Origin of the sequence: Bradyrhizobium sp. RDI18 (assembly GCF_043203335.1) — a bacterium.
Lineage (GTDB): Bacteria > Pseudomonadota > Alphaproteobacteria > Rhizobiales > Xanthobacteraceae > Bradyrhizobium > Bradyrhizobium retamae.
On the sequence record NZ_JBICRN010000006.1, the window covers coordinates 1,152,967 to 1,171,793 of the forward strand.

The 18,827-nt window shown below is 63.7% G+C and carries 13 protein-coding genes and 2 pseudogenes; 3 read left to right on the top strand and 12 right to left on the bottom strand.

From position 1 onward, the window contains the following. Positions 1-356 precede the first annotated feature (356 nt). From ACFXS9_RS06565 to ACFXS9_RS06580, 4 genes are all read right to left on the bottom strand, one after another. Positions 357-1,082 carry a reverse transcriptase domain-containing protein gene (locus ACFXS9_RS06565; RefSeq protein WP_392687305.1) on the bottom strand — a complete coding sequence of 242 codons (726 nt, stop codon included), beginning with the start codon at positions 1,080-1,082 and terminating at the stop codon, positions 357-359. A gap of 546 nt (positions 1,083-1,628) precedes the next feature. Next, complete coding sequence (locus ACFXS9_RS06570) at positions 1,629-2,654, bottom strand: ABC transporter substrate-binding protein (RefSeq protein WP_392686371.1); 1,026 nt, start codon at positions 2,652-2,654, stop codon at positions 1,629-1,631. Between the two features lie 43 nt (positions 2,655-2,697). Continuing rightward, a complete protein-coding gene (locus ACFXS9_RS06575) occupies positions 2,698-3,474 on the bottom strand; it encodes an ABC transporter permease (protein WP_392686374.1) in 777 nt (258 codons plus the stop codon). A gap of 1 nt (position 3,475) precedes the next feature. Next, positions 3,476-4,339 (bottom strand): ABC transporter ATP-binding protein, encoded by an 864-nt coding sequence (locus ACFXS9_RS06580; RefSeq protein ID WP_392687308.1) that lies wholly within the window; start codon positions 4,337-4,339, stop codon positions 3,476-3,478. 195 nt (positions 4,340-4,534) lie between these two features. On the opposite strand from ACFXS9_RS06580, the gene ACFXS9_RS06585 reads away from it, so the two are divergent. Next, positions 4,535-5,293 (top strand): GntR family transcriptional regulator, encoded by a 759-nt coding sequence (locus ACFXS9_RS06585; RefSeq protein ID WP_392686377.1) that lies wholly within the window; start codon positions 4,535-4,537, stop codon positions 5,291-5,293. Between the two features lie 109 nt (positions 5,294-5,402). On the opposite strand, the gene ACFXS9_RS06590 is transcribed toward ACFXS9_RS06585, so the two are convergent. Further along, a complete protein-coding gene (locus ACFXS9_RS06590; RefSeq protein ID WP_392686380.1) occupies positions 5,403-5,822 on the bottom strand; it encodes a nuclear transport factor 2 family protein in 420 nt (139 codons plus the stop codon). 153 nt (positions 5,823-5,975) lie between these two features. On the opposite strand from ACFXS9_RS06590, the gene ACFXS9_RS06595 reads away from it, so the two are divergent. Next, positions 5,976-7,211, top strand: coding sequence for an amidohydrolase family protein (locus ACFXS9_RS06595; RefSeq protein WP_392686383.1), 1,236 nt, complete (start codon positions 5,976-5,978; stop codon positions 7,209-7,211). Positions 7,212-7,376: 165 nt separating this feature from the next. After that, on the top strand, positions 7,377-8,591 hold the full coding sequence (locus tag ACFXS9_RS06600) for a mandelate racemase/muconate lactonizing enzyme family protein (protein WP_392686386.1): 1,215 nt from the start codon (positions 7,377-7,379) through the stop codon (positions 8,589-8,591). A 105-nt stretch (positions 8,592-8,696) separates the two neighbouring features. Here the strand turns inward: ACFXS9_RS06600 and ACFXS9_RS06605 are convergent, their stop codons facing one another. The 7 genes and pseudogenes from ACFXS9_RS06605 to ACFXS9_RS06635 all read right to left on the bottom strand — a co-directional run bounded on the left by ACFXS9_RS06605 (position 8,697) and on the right by ACFXS9_RS06635 (position 18,804). After that, entirely contained in the window at positions 8,697-9,926 is a 1,230-nt protein-coding gene (locus ACFXS9_RS06605) for an ABC transporter substrate-binding protein (RefSeq protein WP_392686389.1), read from the bottom strand. 662 nt (positions 9,927-10,588) lie between these two features. Beyond that, positions 10,589-12,634, bottom strand: a complete 2,046-nt coding sequence (locus ACFXS9_RS06610) for a hydantoinase/oxoprolinase family protein (protein WP_392686392.1) — start codon at positions 12,632-12,634, stop codon at positions 10,589-10,591. Next, positions 12,631-14,296: pseudogene (locus tag ACFXS9_RS06615) on the bottom strand (hydantoinase B/oxoprolinase family protein). The gene ACFXS9_RS06610 and the pseudogene ACFXS9_RS06615 overlap by 4 nt, the downstream one beginning before the upstream one ends. 114 nt (positions 14,297-14,410) lie before the next feature. After that, positions 14,411-15,646 carry an MFS transporter gene (locus ACFXS9_RS06620; protein WP_392686395.1) on the bottom strand — a complete coding sequence of 412 codons (1,236 nt, stop codon included), beginning with the start codon at positions 15,644-15,646 and terminating at the stop codon, positions 14,411-14,413. 79 nt (positions 15,647-15,725) lie between these two features. Next, a complete protein-coding gene (locus ACFXS9_RS06625; RefSeq protein ID WP_392687311.1) occupies positions 15,726-16,571 on the bottom strand; it encodes a CmcJ/NvfI family oxidoreductase in 846 nt (281 codons plus the stop codon). 193 nt (positions 16,572-16,764) lie between these two features. Then, complete coding sequence (locus tag ACFXS9_RS06630) at positions 16,765-17,706, bottom strand: ABC transporter substrate-binding protein (RefSeq protein WP_392686397.1); 942 nt, start codon at positions 17,704-17,706, stop codon at positions 16,765-16,767. Beyond that, positions 17,703-18,804: pseudogene (locus ACFXS9_RS06635) on the bottom strand (LLM class flavin-dependent oxidoreductase). The gene ACFXS9_RS06630 and the pseudogene ACFXS9_RS06635 overlap by 4 nt, the downstream one beginning before the upstream one ends. Positions 18,805-18,827 lie beyond the last annotated feature (23 nt).

An 18,827-nucleotide genomic window follows, 5' to 3' on the forward strand; every position in this document is an offset into this window, starting at 1 on the left:
CTGCACATTATCCCGACACCAAGATCGCCGGCATCCTCAATCGCCAAGGCCGTACAACGGCCACAGGACTGTCGTTTACGGCAAATCGTGTGTCGAGCCTGCGGACGCACTGGGAGATCCCGTGCTTCCAGCCGAAACAGCAAGTGCAGGACGGCGAGTGCATGACGATCGAGAAAGCAGCACGCGCTCTCGGGATCGCACCCTCTACTTTGCATCGCTGCCTCAACGATGGCTTCATTGCCGGAGAGCAGATCACACCTGGCGCGCCTTGGCGCATCCGTATCAATGACGAGTTGCGGTCGCGCTTTGTGGAGAGCGCGCCCGAAGGTTACGTGAAGATGTTCAAGGCCATGAATCTACTCGGCGTCTCGCGGCAAACCATCTTGCAACGTGTAAAGCGCGGCGAGCTTAAGGCCGTTCACGTCTATCGCGGACGGGCAAAAGGCATACGAATTCAGGTACCTGCAGTTGCTCCGGACCTCTTCGACCCTCTCAAAAAAACTGAAGGTGTAGTATGACGCAACATCCAAGAACTTCTCCAGGTCGATGTCCACGACGACGGCGTGCCCTGACGCGATATACGCCTGCGCCCGTTCCACCGCCTGATGCGCCGAGCGACCCGACCGGAAGCCGAAGCTCGCATCGGAGAACGTTCCGTCCCAGTCCGCCTGCAGCACCTGCATCACCGCCTGCTGGATGAAGCGGTCGAGCACCGTGGGGATGCCGAGCAGCCTAACGCCACCCGATGCCTTTGGTATCTCGACCCGCCGCACCGGTTGCGGCTGGTAGGTGCCGTCAAGCAGCTTGGCTCGGATCGTGGGCCAGTGCTCCTTCAGGTAGGCCGGCAGATCGTCGACGGTCATCCCGTCAATGCCCGCCGCACCCTTGTTGCGCTTCACTTGCGCCAACGCTTTCCTCAAGTTCTCACGCTCGATCACTGCTTCCATCGACGGTCCCGCGACCGCCGGGCGTTCGAGGCTGGCTCTCGCCGTGCTGGTTTCAATCCCTTGGGAGGGGGCGCTTCGGGCTTCACCCGTCGCGTCGCGGCCCAAGTCCAGTGTTTGCTGTGGCTTCTGCTGCATGGCCTGCACGAGATTGCCGCTCTACTGACCTCTTCCACCGTTCGGGCCTTCAGCGGCGCGCTGCCGCCCACTACGCCCTCTGCTGACTTCTGCGCTGCGCTCAGATCGCCTTGCGACGACCTCAGTCCCGTTGCCGGGACACAACGCAGACCTCCCGAGGTAAGACCGACCGCCTTCGCCGCACGCCCGCCGGATCTACCACCCCGACCCTTGATGACTGAGGACTTCGCGATTGGCTGCTCGCTCGTCCGGCCGGGCAGGCCTCATTATCCGGTATTTTGTCCATCGAGCCGCGGCTTTGCTCCACGCTTTCTTCGGACCCCCACCTCGCGGTGATGCCCTTGCGTTTCGCTAATCCTTCGCCGTCATCAGGCTGGATAGAGGACTTCCACCTCCAAGCTGTCGTTCATACTCGGCACACAGCCAACGGGTCGCGCGAAATGCGCGCCCGATGACAGGCTCCGCGACGAAGCAATCCATCTTTCCCCGTGCAGAGACATGGATTGCTTCGCTGCGCTCGCAATGACGAGTTGATACACCACCCTGTCAATTCGCCGTATACACCAGCTCCCGCTCGGCGCGCGGCGGCAGGAATTCGCGGGAGAAGATTTCCGCAGGCGCCGGCGCGCGGGCGAGCTGGTAACCTTCCACGATGATACCGATGGCGCGGGCCATGCGGTCGTCCTTGACATCGCCGACGCCGATCTCCTTCATCTCGGGCGAGACGATCAGCTTGTCGAAGGAAAACTGCAGCCGGCGCTTCTCGACGTCGGCATTGATCAGATTGTCGTAGTTCAGCGCGGCCTTCATCCCGGCATTCTGGTCCTTGGCGATCGCGATAACGGCCTTATTGACGGCGCGGACGAGGCCGGCGACGGCCTTCGGATTGGACGCCAGCAGCTTGCGCGACACCATCATGCCGTTGGAATAGAGATCGAGGCCGTAATCGCCGAACGAGAACCACCTGTAGTCCTTGTCGGGATCCTGGCGGTTCAGCACCAGGTTGAAGTAGCTCGTGATGTTGAACACGAGCGCCGCGTCGATATCGCCCTTGATCAGCATCGGCTCCTGCAGGTTCGGCGCCATATTGGAGATCTTGATCTTCTCGCCCTCGAGCTTGTTCTTGTTGGCAAACACCGGCAACAACCGGGTCGTCGGCGTGCCCTGCGCGCCGCCGAGCGTGCGGCCCTCAAAGTCCTTGATGGTGTTGATGCCGCTGGTCTTCTTGGTGACGATTGCGAACGGCGGCTGGTTCCAGATCATGTAGACCATCACAGGCGCGTCCTGCGGCTTGGTCGAGGCGTTCTGGATGATGGCGTTGACGTCGCCGAAGCCGGCGTCGTAGGCGCCCGACATGATGCGCGTCACGGTCGCGCCGGAGCCCTCACCCTGGTCGATCACGACGTTGAGACCTTCCTCTTTGAAGAAGCCGTTGTCCTTGGCATAGAAGAACGCGGCATCCGAGCCTTGCGTCTTCCAGCCCAGCGTAAACTTGATCGTGGTTTCCTGGGCGCTGGCGGCACCGGCAAACAAGATGGCTCCCAACAGCGCGGCGCTTACTCTGGCTAGCATCGTATTCTCCTCGATAAGGGTTGGACGGCGGTTGGCGAAACTTTCATGTCGCGATCATGTCGTTCTTGCGGGTGGCCCAGCCGGTGACGCGCCCCTCGATTACCGAGAAGATCACGTAGAGCGCCACGCCGAGGCCGGCGAGCACGAACAGGCCGGCGAACACCAGCGGCACGTTGAAGTTCGAGGACGCGGTCATCATGACGTTGCCGATGCCGCGGTTCGAGGCGACGGTTTCCGACAGTACCGCGCCGACGAAGGCGTAGGAGATCGCGACCTTCAGCGAGGCAAAGAAGAACGGCATGGTGCGGGGCAAGCCGACGTTCCAGAGGATGTCGAACTTGCTGGCGCCGAGCGCTTTCAGCACGTCTTCGAGTTCAGGTTCGGTCGTCGCCAGCCCCGTCGCGATGTTGACCACGATCGGGAAGAAGCAGATCGAGAGCGCGGTCAGCACCGCCGGCACCGAGCCGGAGCCGAACCACAGCACGAAGATCGGCACGACAGCGACTTTCGGAATCGAGGAAAATCCAACGAGCAGCGGATAGGCCGTGCCATACGCGGTTTTCGAGACGCCGATCACCGCGCCCAATACGACGCCGAGGCCGACGCCAAGAACAAACCCGATCATCGTTGTCGCCAGCGTCTGCAGGATGTGCGGCCACAGGATGGGGAATTTCTCGACCAGCGTGATGAATACTTGCGAGGGGCGTGGCAGCACCAGGTCGGACATGCCTGATATCAGGCAGAACAATTCCCAGGCGACGAAGAACAGCACGATCAGTGCCGCCGACCAGGCTTTCTGGCGGTAATCGAACTCGGGCATGTCAGGCTGCTCCCTGCGTGGACGCCGTACGGGCATCCTCGATGAACGCGCGCAGTTTCTGGTTCAGCGCCACGAAATCCGGCTCGAAGGTCCTGGCCACGGTGCGTGGGCGGGCGAATTCGACCCGGCTGTCGTCGAGGATGCGGCCGGGCCGCGCGCTCATCACGCAGATGCGGCTGCCGAGAAAGGCGGCCTCGCGCAGATCATGCGTCACCAGGAGCACGGTCGGCTTGTGCGCGATCCAGAGATCCTGAAGGATCGACCACAGCTCTTCCCGCGTGAACTGGTCGAGGGCGCCGAAGGGCTCATCGAGCAGCAGCATGCGCGGCTCGTGGATCAGCGCACGGCAGAGATTGGCGCGCTGAAGCATGCCGCCGGAGAGTTGCCAGGGGTAGTGATTGCCGAACCCCTTGAGGCCGACCTGCTCCAAAAGCGCATTGGCCTTGTCGCGGAATTCGGTTTTGCGCAGCCTTCGGAATTGCGAGCGAAACGGCTCGACGATCTTGAGCGGCAGCATGATGTTCCGCTCGATCGACATCCACGGCAGCATGGTCGGATTCTGGAACGCCATGCCGACGCGTAAAGCGCGCGCCGCCACCTCGCGGCCGCCGACGATGACGACGCCTGATGTCGGCTGCACCAGGCCGCTCACCAGCCGCAGGATGGTTGATTTGCCGCAGCCGGACGGCCCAACCAGCGCGACGAACTCGCCATCGGCGATCCGCAAGCTTGTCGTGGAGAGGGCCGGCACCGCGCGGGGGCCGCGGCCGAAGGTGACGGAAGCCTCCGACAGTTCGATCGCGATCGGAGCGGCGGAGCCCGGAACCGGCGCGCCCTGAAATTCGGAATGTGGTTGCATGCGCATCATGGCTGGAAGTGCATGCAAGCCAGATGCCAGCCAAACTTGCCTTAGGAATATCAAGGGGCCGGCGGTTTGCCGCCCGATCTGGCGGATTCCTTTTTGTGCAGTTCGACCCGCAAAGTGCATGCAATTGAGGCGCACAATCAGTCGGCAATTGTGATAAGAGGACCCATTCGAAGCACCCGTCAGGATTCGCCGATGGCGCCCCGCCCCGCCAGCAAAACCGCTGTCCCGTCCGACAAGGTCGGCGTGATCTGCCGCGCGCTGCGCCGCGCCATCATCGAGCAGGCGCTGGCGCCGGGCGCGAAATTGCCGGAGGATTCGCTCGGCGAGCGGTTCGGCGTCAGCCGCACCATTGCGCGGCATGCGCTGGGCCAATTGGCCGCGGAAGGTCTCGTCGAACTGCGCCGCAACCGGATTGCCGTGGTGGCGACGCCGAGCTGGCAGGAAGCGCGCGATGCGTTTGATATCCGGATCGAACTCGAGCGCCTGGTGGTGCGGCAACTCGCCGGCAAGCTGACCAAGAGCCAGATTGCCGAGCTCAACGCCCATGTCGATGCCGAGGACCGCGCGCGCGACGGCTCGGATGCGGTGTCGATCCGCCTCGCGACCGAATTCCACATCCTGCTCGCCAACATGACGAACAGCCCGATCCTGGTGCGTTACGTCAGCGAGGTCGCCTATCGCTGCTGCCTGACGCTATCGCTCTACAGCCGTCCGCATTCGTCCGAATGCGCGATCAACGAGCACCGCGCAATCATCGCCGCACTAGTCAAGGGCAACGAGGCCAAGGTGATGAGCCTGATGCACAGCCACCTGGATTCGGTGGCCAGCCGCGCGCTGGTAGCCCCCGCCCCGCCGCGCGGCCGCGATTTGCTGGATATTCTGGCGCCCTATGCCGAGGAAGGCGAAAGCGAGCGGGTGGTGAAGCTGCCGAAGGTGGTAAGAGCGAGGTAGTTACTCACGCCGTCATTGCGAGCGCAGCGAAGCAATCCATCTCTCCACGTATGCGGTGAGATGGATTGCTTCGTCGCTTCGCTCCTCGCAATGACGAAGGCTGCACCGGTCACGCCTCAATCCCCATCTGCACCAAAATCCGTTCGGCGCTGTCGTTCCAGACGTCCATCTTCACGATCAGCCCACCCCTGACCACGAAGCGGTCGACATAGCGATTGCCCTTGAACGGCGTGCCGTCGAGCCATTCGCCGTAGAGCGTGCCGATGCTGTAGACGACGGTCTCCTCGGCGCCCGGGCAGACGTCGAAGCGGTCCATCTTCTTCTTGACCCAGCGATAGCGCCGCGCGTTGAAGCCGGTCGGCCCGCGGGGATGGTCGAACTCGCGGCCGCCGGTGAAGGTGATGATCGTGCCCGGCTTCATGTAGGCCGCGGCCGCATCGGGATCCGGGATCATCGATGCCGTGAGATAGGCTTTGACCAGCTCGGCGTCGGACATTCCCTTCACTTCGGCTTTCGCGGCAACAGACATGGCGGCTTCTCCTGATGGCCTGGGATACTACCGTCCAGCCCACAAACTGCATGCACATATTTTGAACAGTTCAGCATTCCAATTGCACACAATCTGGAGCTGCCCGTCGCCCCCGCTTCCGATAGGTTGAGACCTTCTCCAGCCCGACGCCTGATGAACACCAAAACCGCCTTTGACCTGATCTTCCGCAACGCCAGGACGCGAACCTCGGCGACGCCTGTCGATATCGGCATCGCCGGCGGGCGTATCGCGGCCATCGAACCCCGGCTTGCCTGCGAAGCGGCCGAGATCGAGGTCGACGGCAGATTGGCCCTGCCCGGCTTCGTCGACACCCACATCCATCTCGACAAGGCCTGCCTGCTCGGCCGCTGCGCGCACAATCATGGCAGCGTCAGCGAAGCCATCGCCGCGGTCGCTGCGATGAAGCACGATTTCACGGTGGAAGACGTCTATGCCCGCGGCGCGCGCGTGATCGAGCGCGCCATCGTGCATGGCACCACGCGGATGCGTACCCATGTCGAAATCGATCCGCGGATCGGCTTGCGCGGTTTTGAGGCGGTGAAAGCGCTCAAGCGCGATTATGCCTGGGCGCTCGATCTTTCGATCTGCGTGTTTCCGCAGGAGGGCCTGACCAACGATCCCGGCGCCGAGGAACTGCTCATTGCGGCCTTGCGCGACGGCGGTGAGGTGATCGGCGGCTGCCCCTATATGGACACCGATCCGAACGCACATCTCGAAAAGATTTTCGACTTGGCACAAAAATTCGATGTCGATGTCGACCTGCACCTCGACTTCGATCTCGATCCGTCCTGGTGGCATCTCGACGAGGTCTGCAGGCAGACCGAGCGGCGCAACTATCAGGGCCGCGTCGCGATCGGTCACGCCACCAAGCTATCGGCGCTGCCGCCGGACCGGCTGAAGGCGGCAGCGGCGCGGCTGGCCAAATCCGGCGTCGCCGTCACCGTGCTGCCCGCGACCGATCTCTATCTGATGGGCCGCGACGCCACGCACAACGCGCCGCGCGGGCTGACGGTGGCGCACAAGTTGGTTGAAGATGGCGTTCTCTGTTCGGTCGCGACCAACAATGTGCTCAATCCCTTCACGCCGTTCGGCGACGCCTCGCTGCTGCGGATGGCGAATTTCTACGCCAATGTCGCGCATGCCGGGATCAGCGATTTCGACGCCTGCCTCGATCTCGTGACCGAGCTGCCGGCACGGCTGATGAACCTGCGCGACTACGGCGTCGCGGTGGGCAATCCGGCAGACCTGATCATTCTCGATACCGACAGCGGGATAAACGCGGTTGCGGAATTGCCTGATGTGCTGATGGGCTTCAAGAACGGCCGGCAGGTGTTCGAGCGGCGGAAGCCGACGCTATTTGCTCCGTAGGTTTGCTGAGCCGGCCCCTTCGGGCGCGTCTCCGGACGATGCTTCGCATCGCCGGGCGAACCATGCAGGCCATGCCATGCCTCATGCGCTGCCCTGCAATTGACGATCCCGCCGATCCATTGTTGTTATCAGCCAACCACAACAACAAGCCCGGGGCAGGAAATCATGAAAAAAGCCACCACCGTTAGAAGCGTCGAAACGCTCGCCTGCGACGCCGGATGGCGGAACTACCACTTCGTCAAGATCATGACCGAGGACGGCATCGTCGGCTGGAGCGAGTACGACGAGGGTTTTGGCGCGCCCGGCGTGACGGCGGCGATCGAGCGGCTCGGCGCGCGCGTCGTCGGCAAGAACGCGTTCCAGCACGAGCGGATCTACGCCGAACTGTTCGCCGCGACGCGGCCGGCCGCCGGCGGCGTGGTGGCGCTGGCGCTTGGGGCTCTCGAGAACGCGTTGCTCGACGTCAAGGCCAAGGCGCTCGGCGTGCCCTGCTACGAACTGCTCGGCGGCAAGATCCGCGACCGCATCCGGGTCTACTGGTCGCACTGCGCGACCTGGCGCATCAACCATCCTGATTGGTTCAAGCCGGCTATCACCAGCCTCGACGGCGTCAAATCGATTGGCAACGAGGTACGCGAAAAAGGCTTCACCGCGATGAAGACCAACATTTTCGTCTATACCGATGGCAAGCCGCAGGGCTGGCGTCCCGGCTTCGGCTCGCCGTTCGAGCCCGAGATCAATATCGATCGCAAAGTGCTGCGAAACCTCTGCATGCATCTCGAAGCGATCCGCGACGGCGCGGGTCCTGATGTCGATCTGCTGCTCGACCTCAACTTCAACGCCAAGACGGAAGGTTACTTAAAGATACTCCGCGCCATCAAGGAAATGGATCTGTTCTGGGTGGAGATCGATACCTTCAACCCGCAGGCGCTGGGCTACATCCGCCGCCAGAGCCCGCATCCGGTGTCATCCTGCGAGACGCTGTTGGGCCTGCGCGAGTTCCTGCCCTATTTCAACGAACAGGCGATGGATGTCGCCATCGTCGACACGCCGTGGAACGGGGTGTGGCAATCGATGAAGATCGCCGCAGCCGCCGAGCATTTCGAGGTCAACGTCGCCCCTCATAATTTCTACGGCCATCTCTGCACCATGCAGAACGCGCACTTTTCCGCCGCGGTGCCGAACTTGCGCATCATGGAAACCGACATCGATCGCCTGGCGTGGGACCATGAACTGTTCACCCACGTGCCCGAGATCGTCGACGGCCACCTGGTGATGCCGGACCGTCCCGGCTGGGGCACCGAGCCCAACGAGGAAGGTCTGCGCGCCCATCCGCCGAAGAGCAAGGGCGGGCTGTTGAATTACGGGCAGAAGAAGTAGTGGCCGATACCGCGTAGGATGGGTGGAGCGCAGCGATACCCATCGACCACTGCGCAAGACACTGATGGGTATCGCTTCGCTCCTCCCATCCTACATGGTCGTCGCTCACTTATCGCCCGGTGCGCCCAGAAACGCGCTCTCGATCACATCGCCGATCGGCTGCCAGGCGTTGCCGTCGAACTGCACCAGGCGCATCTGCTCGATCGGATGGAAGTCGGTCGGGCTGGTGTTGATCGCTATTCCCGGGAATGCGACCGTGCTCTGGTAGTTCCTTAAGGACGCCGCCTGCCGCATGATGTTCTCGCGCGACAGGTCGTCGCCGCACTGGGTCAATACCTGGACCAGCGTTTCGGCCGCTGCGTAGCCGAAGATGGCATTGCTGTCATCCTTGTCGCCGTCAGGATAGTACTTGTCCATGAAGGCGAGCCACTCCTTGATGGCAGGGTCTTCCTTCCAAGTGGCGTCGCCGGCATCCTTCAGGTACGAGGTGGAGATCACGCCGACGGAGTTCTGCAGGCCCGCCGGCCGCAGCGCATTGGCGATCGAGGCCGCCGCATTGACCAGCACCAGCACCGGATACCAGCCCTGCTCAGCGGCTTTACGGATGGCGCGCGCCGAGATCGGCGGCGCGCAATTGAGCACCAGCACTTCGGCGCCCGAGTTCTTGAGAATGTCGACCTGGGCATCGATCGACATATCCGCATCGATGGCGATATCGGCCACGATCATGTTGGCGGTGATGCCGAGCCCCTCCTGCAATCCCCGGAACAGATCGCGGCCGAACTGATCGTTCTGCCAGAGCACGGCGATCTTCCTACTTGGATAGGCGGCCTGGATGTAATTGGCGTAGATCCGGCCTTCGGATCGGAACGTCGGCTGCCAGCCCATCGTCCAGGGAAACCGCTTCGGATGCGCCCACTCCTCGTCGCCGGAGGCGACGAAGAGCTGCGGGATATTCCGCTCGTTGAGATAGGTTCGCGTCGCCAGATTGGTCGGCGTGCCGAACGACCCGAACATCAAGTGCACGCGCTCCTGCTCGACCAGCTCGCGGGTCTGCTCGACCGCCGTTCTCGGATTTGAGCTGTCGTCGCGGGAGATGAACCTGATCTTGCGCCCGTTGATGCCGCCGCGCTCGTTGATCATATCGAAATAGGCGGCCTCGGCCCTGCCGATCGAAGCGAACGCGGCAAGCGGGCCGGTGTAGGGCATGATGTTGCCGATGCGGATTTCGGTATCAGTCACGCCGGCAGAGCGCGTTGGCTGCGGGGCGGCCAGTATCGATGCCAAGAACAATGCGAAGAAGGCTGGTGACAGCCATTTTATTCTTGTTTTCATCAACGCGGCCCTCGAACCCGAGCTGTTCAGAGCTCGTGACGCCACCCAGCGATGACGATGATAGCGCGGGAGTTCAGGTTGTTAAAATGAAATGTTGGCGGCGCCGCATTGCCACACCAAATGGGTCGCCAGTCTTCATAAAATGAGACGTTGCGGTTCAGGCGTGTTTGATGTCCGATATACCGCTCAGCAGTGGCACGAATTCGAACATCGCTGGATATCCGAGTTCCGTCTAAGCAGTGTGTGGCAAGGAGGTCGAGGCATGAGGATAACAATCGTAGCTTTGGGAACGGCCCTGGTCCTGGGTAACCTGGCCACGTTTGGTACCGCAGCGCATGCGCAGACGGCCCAAGTCGTTCGTGAACCACGGGAAAGGCCCATCATCAGGGTGCCCGTCGTAAGGCCAGCTCCCTACTGGGATTACAATATCGTTCCACGATATCGTTACCGCCCGGAGGACGACCGGGTCGATCCATGCGGCGGGCCCGTAGTGCCCGTGATACGCGAGGGGCCTCAAGAGGCAACGGTTCCGTTGTGGCTGGCGAACGAGTTGGGTCTCGGCCGTATACGTGGTCGAGATTGGCCGTGTAGGGGCCGCAACCGGTAAATGCACCGATTGAGTCTGTAGGATGGGTGGAGCGAAAGCGATACCCATCCCGGTGTCAGCGTAGCGCGATATCCAGCCAGCCCAGGGCGTTCACCGTCACGCGGTCCCCCGTGTCGACCAGCACGGTCGTGGTCTCGGCTTCGATGATCGCAGGTCCCGTCAGCGTGTGGCCGGCGCGCAGCTCGTCGAGCGCGTAGACCGGGACTTCGCGCCAGCCGCCGAAGAAGGCCTGCCGTTTGCTGCGCGGCGAGCAAGCGCTGGATGATGCGGCTTCGCGGCCGCCCTCGTCTTGGTGTTGGACTTCGCCCACCGCCGCGACGCGCGCATTGACGAACACGACTTCCTGACCGCGCGAGGCATAGGTGTAGAGCTCCTCGTGCCTGACATGGAAACGATCTTCGATCTGGTCCACGAGATTGGGCGCGTTCCAGTCGAGGCCGTCGAGCGAGACGTCGATCTCGAAGATCTGCTCGCCGTAGCGCATCTCTGCGGAGCGCTCGATCGACACTGGACCGTTGAACCATGAGCGAAGCCGGCCGGCGGCCTGCTGCTCCAGCCCGGCAAACAGCGCGCGCACTTCATCCGCCGAAATGTGCGCGCCGGCGCCATAATGCGTGCGGCTGACTTCGTAGCGGAGATCGCTGGTCAGCATGCCCCAGGCCGACAGCACGGACGCCACCGTCGGCACGATGATGCGCTTGATTTCGAGTTCGCGCGCGACCTCCGCCGCGTGCAGGCCCGCCGCGCCGCCGAAGCTCAACAGCGCAAATTTTCGCGGATCGACGCCGCGGCGCAGCGTCATCAGGCGGATGCCGTCGGCCATGTTCAGATTGATCATGCGGTAGATGCCGGCGGCGGCCTCGACGCGCGACAGCTCCATCGCGGCCGCGATGCGGTCGACGGCTGCTTCCGACGCCGCGCGGTCGAGCGGGCGCTTGCCGCCCATGAAGGCTGCGGCGTCGAGATAGCCGAGCACGACATTGGCGTCGGTGACGGTCGCGGCCTCGCCGCCATTGCCGTAACAGGCCGGGCCCGGTACCGAGCCCGCGCTTTCGGGCCCGACCCGCAGGGTGCGGCTGGCGTCGACGCTCGCGATCGAGCCGCCGCCCGCGGCGATGCTCGCGATATCGAGGCTGCGCAGCGCGATGCGCTGGCCGGCCAGCATGCCGTCGGCGGAGAGCGAGACCTGTCCCCCAGAAATCAGCGAGATATCGGTGGAGGTGCCGCCCATGTCGAACGGCACCAGATCGGGAATGTCGACCAATTCAGAACAGCGCCGTCCGCCGGACATGCCGCCCGCGGGGCCTGACAGCACCGTCCCCGCGGCAAGGCGCGAAGCTTCCTCGACCGGCGCCATGCCGCCATGCGACAGCACCACGAAGAGACTGCCCTTGAAGCCGGCCTCGCCGAGCCGCGCTTCGAGATTGGTCAGATAGCGCCGCACGATCGGCTCGACATAGGCGTTCACGATCGTGGTCGAGACCCGTTCATATTCCTTGATCTGCGGCAGCACGTCGCTGGAGCGCGAGATGCTGATGTCCGGCAGCGCCTGCCTCAAGCGCTCGACGGCGGCAAGTTCGTGAACCGGGTTGAGATAGGAATGCATAAAGCACACCGCGACCGAGGTCGCGCCCGATTGCCCGATGCCGGCAATGGCATCGTCGAGCGACTTTGGGTCGAGCGGAATAAGGACACTGCCGTCGGCCTTGAGCCGCTCCTTGACACCGAAACGCAAATCGCGCGGCACCAGCGGCGCCGGCGGCGGTGAGCGCAAATCGTAGCGGTCGGGTTTCAGGCCTTCGCGCATCTCGATGACGTCGCGATGACCTTCGGTGGTGATCAGCGCCACTTTTGCGCCCTTGCGCTCCAGCAGCGCATTGGTCGCGACCGTCGTGCCGTGCACGAGGCGATCGGTCGCCGCGAGCATGTCCGAGCGCGTGACGTTCAGCCGCCGCGCCAATTCTTCCAGCCCTGCCATCACGCCAATCGACTGATCCGCCGGGGTCGACGGCGATTTTGCAAACACGGTGCGGCCGGTCTCGTCAGTCGCCACGAGATCGGTGTAGGTCCCGCCGACGTCAACGCCTATCCTGAACATCATGAGGACGCCCGCTCCGCCGGGACTTCGGTGAAGCCCTGCTCGCGGTCGCGCCGCCGCGCCTCCGCCGATCGTTTCGCAGGCGGCCCCCACCCGCCGCCGCCCGAAGAGCGGATTTCCAGGCAATCGCCGGGACGAAGCTCGATACCGACCTCCTTGGTGCGCAACACGCGCGGCTCGCGCCCTTCGGACAGCAAACGATAATGGTGCGGCTTGCCGTCCTCACCGCCGAGCATGCCACACGGACCGTGTCGCGCGCCGTCGCCGGCGGTGTTGCCTTTCGCAGGCTTCTCCGTCTCCAGCACCAGGTCGAGCGACACGCCAAGGCCGCCGCGATGCTGGCCATCGCCGCCGGAGCCCGGACGGAATTCATGTGCGGAAATGCAGGGGAAAGCGCACTTCGGCCACCTCCAGGCTGCCGAACTTCAGCCCGCCGACCGAGTGCCACTCGCCGATCGACGACCAGCCGTCGCCGCCGGACGACGCGCCGCCGCCGGGCCGCGCCTGGAACAGGTGCCAGATGAAATTCTTTCCCGTGCGTGGGTCCTCGCCCTGGATCGCGATGCGAAAGCGCCTGCTCCAGCCCGCCATCGCGCGCTCGGGGCAGGATGCCGACAGGGCTTTCACGATGGCCTCGACGATTTCATTCGAGGGATGGCTGGTGCACAGCGTCACCGGCCGGCCCGGATCGGCCCACACCACGGTGCCCTGTTTCGCAATTACCTTCAGCGGACGCAGCGCGCCGGTGTTCTTGGGGATTTCCGCATCGATCAGATAGGCAAAGGCCATCGCGACCGCGGCCTGCATGTTGGCGTGCGAGGAGTTCACAAAGCTGGTCGATTGCAGATCCGAGTCGGAGAGATCGACCTCGACGTCGCTGCCGTTCTTGGTGACCTTGGCGGCTATGCGGATATCGGTACGGCCATGGCCGTCGTCGTCGAGAAACGCCTCGCCGTAAAACACGCCGTCCTTCCAGGTCGAGACCACCGCGCGGGTCTGCTGCTCGGTGGCGTCGAGGATCGCCTCGACGGCGGCCTCGACCACCGGCGCGCCGAACTCTGCGAACAGTCGCGACAGCCGCCGCTCGCCGAGATGCGCCGCGCCGAGCATGGCCGCGAGATCGCCGCGGAATTCTCTGGGGTTGCGAATGTTCAGCGCCAGCAGGTCAAGCAGATCGTCGCGGAGCTTGCCCGCTTCATAGAGCTTGATTGGCGGAACGCGCAGCCCTTCCTGATAGATCTCGGTCGCAGCGGGGTTATAAGCGCCGTGGGTGGCGCCGCCGATGTCGCTCTGGTGCGCACGCACGATGGTCCAGAGCAGCCGCCGCTCGCCGTCGAACACCGGCACGAAGGCGGTCAAATCAGGCAGATGGCTGCCGCCATAATAGGGATCGTTGAGCAGGATCACGTCGCCGGGTTTAACGTCCTTGAAGCGCTCTTCGACCGCGAGCGTCGCCCATGGCAGCGCGCCGACATGAACCGGCAGGTGATCGGCCTGCGCGATCAGTCGCCCGCTTGTGTCGCAGATCGCCAGCGAAAAATCGCGGCTGGAATTGAGGATCTGCGAATAGGAGGTGCGAAGCATCGCCTCGCCCATCTCCTTCACGATCGAGCTGAGGCGGTGCTGGACGACGGAGCGCGTGATGGGATCGATCCTGGCGGACATTGTTACCCGTTGTCAGTTGTTCAGCATCAGAGTGTAGGACGGGTTGAGCCCTTGCGAAACCCATCACAACACGGGAGGCTGGCATTGATGGGTATCGCTTCCGCTCCACCCATCCTAGGTGTACAGCAAAAACACCACCGTCCCCACGATCAAGGCCGCCGCCATGAACAGCAGCACCGCGGGCAGGCCCAGCACCGCCGCTACCACGCCGGTTGCCGATTGCATCAGCGCGGCGCCGAGGAAGAACGCGAGGTTGACGGCGGAGAGCGCCTTGCCGGCGTTCTGCGCGCCGGCCAATTGCCGCGTCATGCCGAAGAGCAGCGGCTGAGCCGATATCGCGATGCCGATCATGACCAGCAGCACGGTGTCAAGTCGCGGCGGCATCGCCGTCATCCCGAACAGTTCCGAAAGCGGATAATACGGCGCGCCCGCCGCCATCAGCGCGAGCAACACGGCTACGAAGCAATGGGCGGCGGCCAGCACTTCGCGGCGGTGGCCGATATTGCGATCGAGGATCCCGATCAGGAGGGGACCAACGATCAACGCGAGCGTGAACAGGCCGAGCGCGTTGCCGGCCTCGATGCGGCCAAGCCCCTTGACCTCCATCAGCCACGGTCCGCCCCACAATCCGCGCAACACCAGCGAGGCGGCCAGCGAGACCAGCGACAGCGCGATCAGGCCGCGCAGTGGTCGCGACAGGCCGATGCGCAGCACCTCGGCCATTTGCGATAATGGCGAGGAGTCGTCGGCATGCGCGGCCGGTTGCTTCGGCACCAGCGCGAACACCGCCACCGCCACCACCGCTCCGAAGCCGGCGGAGATCCAGAATCCGGCCCGCCATCCCCACTGCTCGACGACCAAGGCCAGCGGGCTCGACGACAGCAGCATGCCGATATTGCCGATCGAGAGAATGATGCCGGACCACAGGCCGAAGCGCGCCGCCGACATCTGTTTCGCCGCCAGCGTCATCGGGCACATCAGCATACCCGAGGTGGCGACCCCGAGCAGGAATTGGCCGAACAGGAAGCCCTCCGGCCCGGTGGCCAGACCCGACGCCAGCGCGCCGACGATGGTTCCCGCCAGCAGACTGAGCGACACCGGCCGCACGCCAAAGCGATCCATCGCTGCGCCGACCGGAATCTGCGAGGCGGCAAAGGCAAAATGATAGATCGAGGTAAGGCTCGCCAGCGTCTGCGAGGGCGTTTTGAAATCGGCCGCCATCACGTCGAGGCTGATGGCCGGAATGGTTCGCAGCAGCGTCGACAGCATGTGACCGCAGGCCAGCGCCAGCAGCGCAAAAATCAGGGCGCGGAAATTGACATCCGCACCGTCGGCCTTGCCGTCGTCCATGAGCCGTCTCGCCCCAATACTGTTTCGGGGCGAGGTAGCACCAATATGTTGAGAACGCGAATCCGCCCGCTCGCAGCGATCAGTTCCTGTGGAACACCAGCGTTCGCAGTTCGATGCTCTCGCGCGGCGGCGCATCGGCCGGCGTGGTCGGGTCGATGAAGGCGGTATGCGGCCCGAACCGCGTGCGGCCGTCGGTTACGGAATCGTAGCACTTCAACAGCAACGCCTCGTCGGTCCGCATTTCCGGAATGTAGTACCAGCGATGGTTCGGATTGTATTTTACCGAATAGGTTTCGCCGCTGCGGTTCGGATAGATCAGGTCGGAAGCGACGAGATCGCCCGGCTCGACCGTCTGGCCGTCGCACATCGCCAGCGGCGTATCGCGCAACGGACCGCGGATCGGCCGCCAGACGTTGATGACCTGCACCCGTCCCTTCAGAAGCTCGTCAGCCTCATCCGGCAGATGTTCGCGCACGCGGTTGGCGCCTGATTTATCGGTCTGGTCGACATGGACGCGCGTAGCCGGCTGGCGTGGGCCAGCGCCCCTGATATCGGCGGCGCCCTCCACGCGCTTGCGCACGGTGTGGTCGAAGATGAAGACGCGGTCGGCTTTGAGCGTCGCCTTCAGGAAGGCTTCCACGGCGGGATAGTAGACGTTCCTCACTTCCTTATCGTCATAGAAATTCCTGACGATGGTGGGATGGCGGACCAGCGCAAAACCTTCGCGGTCGAGCGAAAGGTTTGCGGCGATCAGGCGCGCGTCGAAGATCGGGACGTTGTGCGGTTCGGGCAGCGCGGTGGATTTGGCTTCGCCCGGCGGCGGATCGAAGGCGTAGGTGCGGGGCTTTCCCGGCGTCGGCGCGAGATAGTTCAGCTCGGCGGTGACGAAGGGAAGCGATTCGAGTTTTGCTTGCTGCAGGCCCATGGTGGTCTCCTGGACTCCATTGTTGTTCTGCTTGATCTTGGCGCGGCCGCCGACTCCCACAAGGCGCGCTCGAAAATAGCAACATTGTCATTGCCGGTGACGAGGAAAGGGAAAAATCCTTGTCCGAAGCGCCGGCCGGACCGGACAGTAATTTTCAGACCTCACGCGTCCGTCATCACGCGCGGGCGGCGCGTTACAGGCCCGCCCCCTTGCCGATGGCTTCCGAAAACGACCGGTCGACGATGTCGGCCGCGTTGAGGTTCTGCTTGATCAGCCCCGAGCGGAAATAGAGATCGATGGTCTTCTGCTCATCCGCAACGACGCCGTCGTCGATCGGCGTAATCCGGATCTTCGCCCGCGCCAGCCAGTTGAGCGGCACCGCAGTTGGAATATTCATGAGCTTGCCCCAGGTCTCGGCGTAGCTGCTCACGTTGCCGGCCGACCACGCCCGCGCTGCGGCCAGACGGCGCACGAAATCTTCGAGCTCGGGACGCTTGTCCCTGATCGCCGTGGGCGTTGCCACCTGGAAGCCTAATCCCGGCGTGAGGCCCTCCGCCGTGATGACGCGGCGCGATTTGAACAGCACCTCTTCCTGGCTCACATAAGGCTCCCAGGTCGACCATGCGTCGACCGAACCCTGGGTGTAGGCGATCTTGGCATCCGACGGCGCGAGGAAAGCGATCTGCACATCGTCAGGCTTCCATCCCCTCGCCTCCAGCGCGGCGAGGATCAACTGGTGGCCGATCGAACCGCGGCCGGTTGCAATCTTCTTGCCGCGCAGATCGTCGAAACTCTTGATCTTCGACTGCTCCGGCACGAGCACCGCGAGCCCCTCCCGCGACTGCCTGACAGCAGCGATCGCTTTCACCGGCACGTTGGCGGCAGCCGCGAAGGTGAAGGGCGCATCTCCGACCAGCCCGGTCTCGATGGCACCTGCGCCGAGCGCTTCCAACAGCGGGGCGGCCGCAGGAAACTCCTTCCACTCGATCTTGTAGGGAACGTCCTTGAGCACGCCCGCCGCCTCCATCACGGCCTGCGAATTGCCCTTCTGGTCGCCCACGCGAAGCGTGGTCTGCGCGGAAGCGAGAACGGCGGAGCCGAGCAACAGCCCGGCAGCAAGAGCACCGCGCATCATTGGGCGGCCACCTCATGCGCCGCCTGGCGTTCGGCAATGAGCTGCCGCGTCAGCGGAATGAGCTCGCGGCCATATTCGATGGCATCGATCAGGGGATCGAAGCCGCGGATCAGGAAATGGCTGATGCCGAGGTCGTAATAATCGCCGAACACCTCGGCGACCTGCTCCGGTGTGCCGACCAGCGCGGTGGTGTTGCTGTTGGCGCCGGTCAGTTTCGCGATCTCGGTCCACAGCCGCTTGTCGATCCGCGTGCCCTGTTCCGCCAGCGCCAGCAGGCGCCGCGCGCCGCCGGTCGCATGACCATCGACGGGCTTGCGATAGCCCGTCTGGTCCTGCAGCGCGGTGGCGCGCGCGAGAATCTCGTCGGTCTTGGCCCACGCCTTTTTCTTCCGTTTCCGCCAGGATCGGCCGCACCGACAGGCTGAAGCGCGGCGTCGGCCGGCCGTGTCTGGCGGCGGCGGCCCGCACGCGTGCGGTGACGTCGCGCACCTGCGCATAGGATTCGCCCCACAGCGCAAACGTATCGGCATGCTTGCCGGCTACCTCAATGGCCGCATCCGAGCCGCCGCCGACGAAAGTGTAGATGCCGCCCGCCTGATAAGGCTTCACCTGCGAAAAGCCCTTCTCGACCTTGTAATATTCTCCGTCGTAGTCGAACGGTTTTTCACTGGTCCATTCGGCGCGGACGATGTCCAGGAATTCGCTGGTTCGCGCGTAACGCTCGTCCTTGTCGTCCAGCGTGTTGCCATCCTGACGCAATTCGCCGGCGTTCCCGCCGGTGATGACGTGAAGCGATACGCGGCCGCCTGAGAGCTGGTCCAGCGTCGCGAGTTGACGCGCCAGCAGCGTCGGCGCGGTAAAGCCCGGCCGCTGCGCTATCATGACCTTGAGCTTCCTGGTGATGCCGAGGACATGCTGGCCGATCTGCAGCGCGTCCGGTGTGGTCGAGTGAAACGCCAGCAAGGCGCGGTCGAAACCGGCAAGCTCATGCGCCTTCGCCACCGTCTCGATGTGATTCACATCGAGGACCGGGCCGGACCGCACGATGGTTTCCGAAGAATTGTTGTTCGAGATAAAGCCGATGAACTCGACGGACATGACGAAGCTCCAGTTACGGGAAA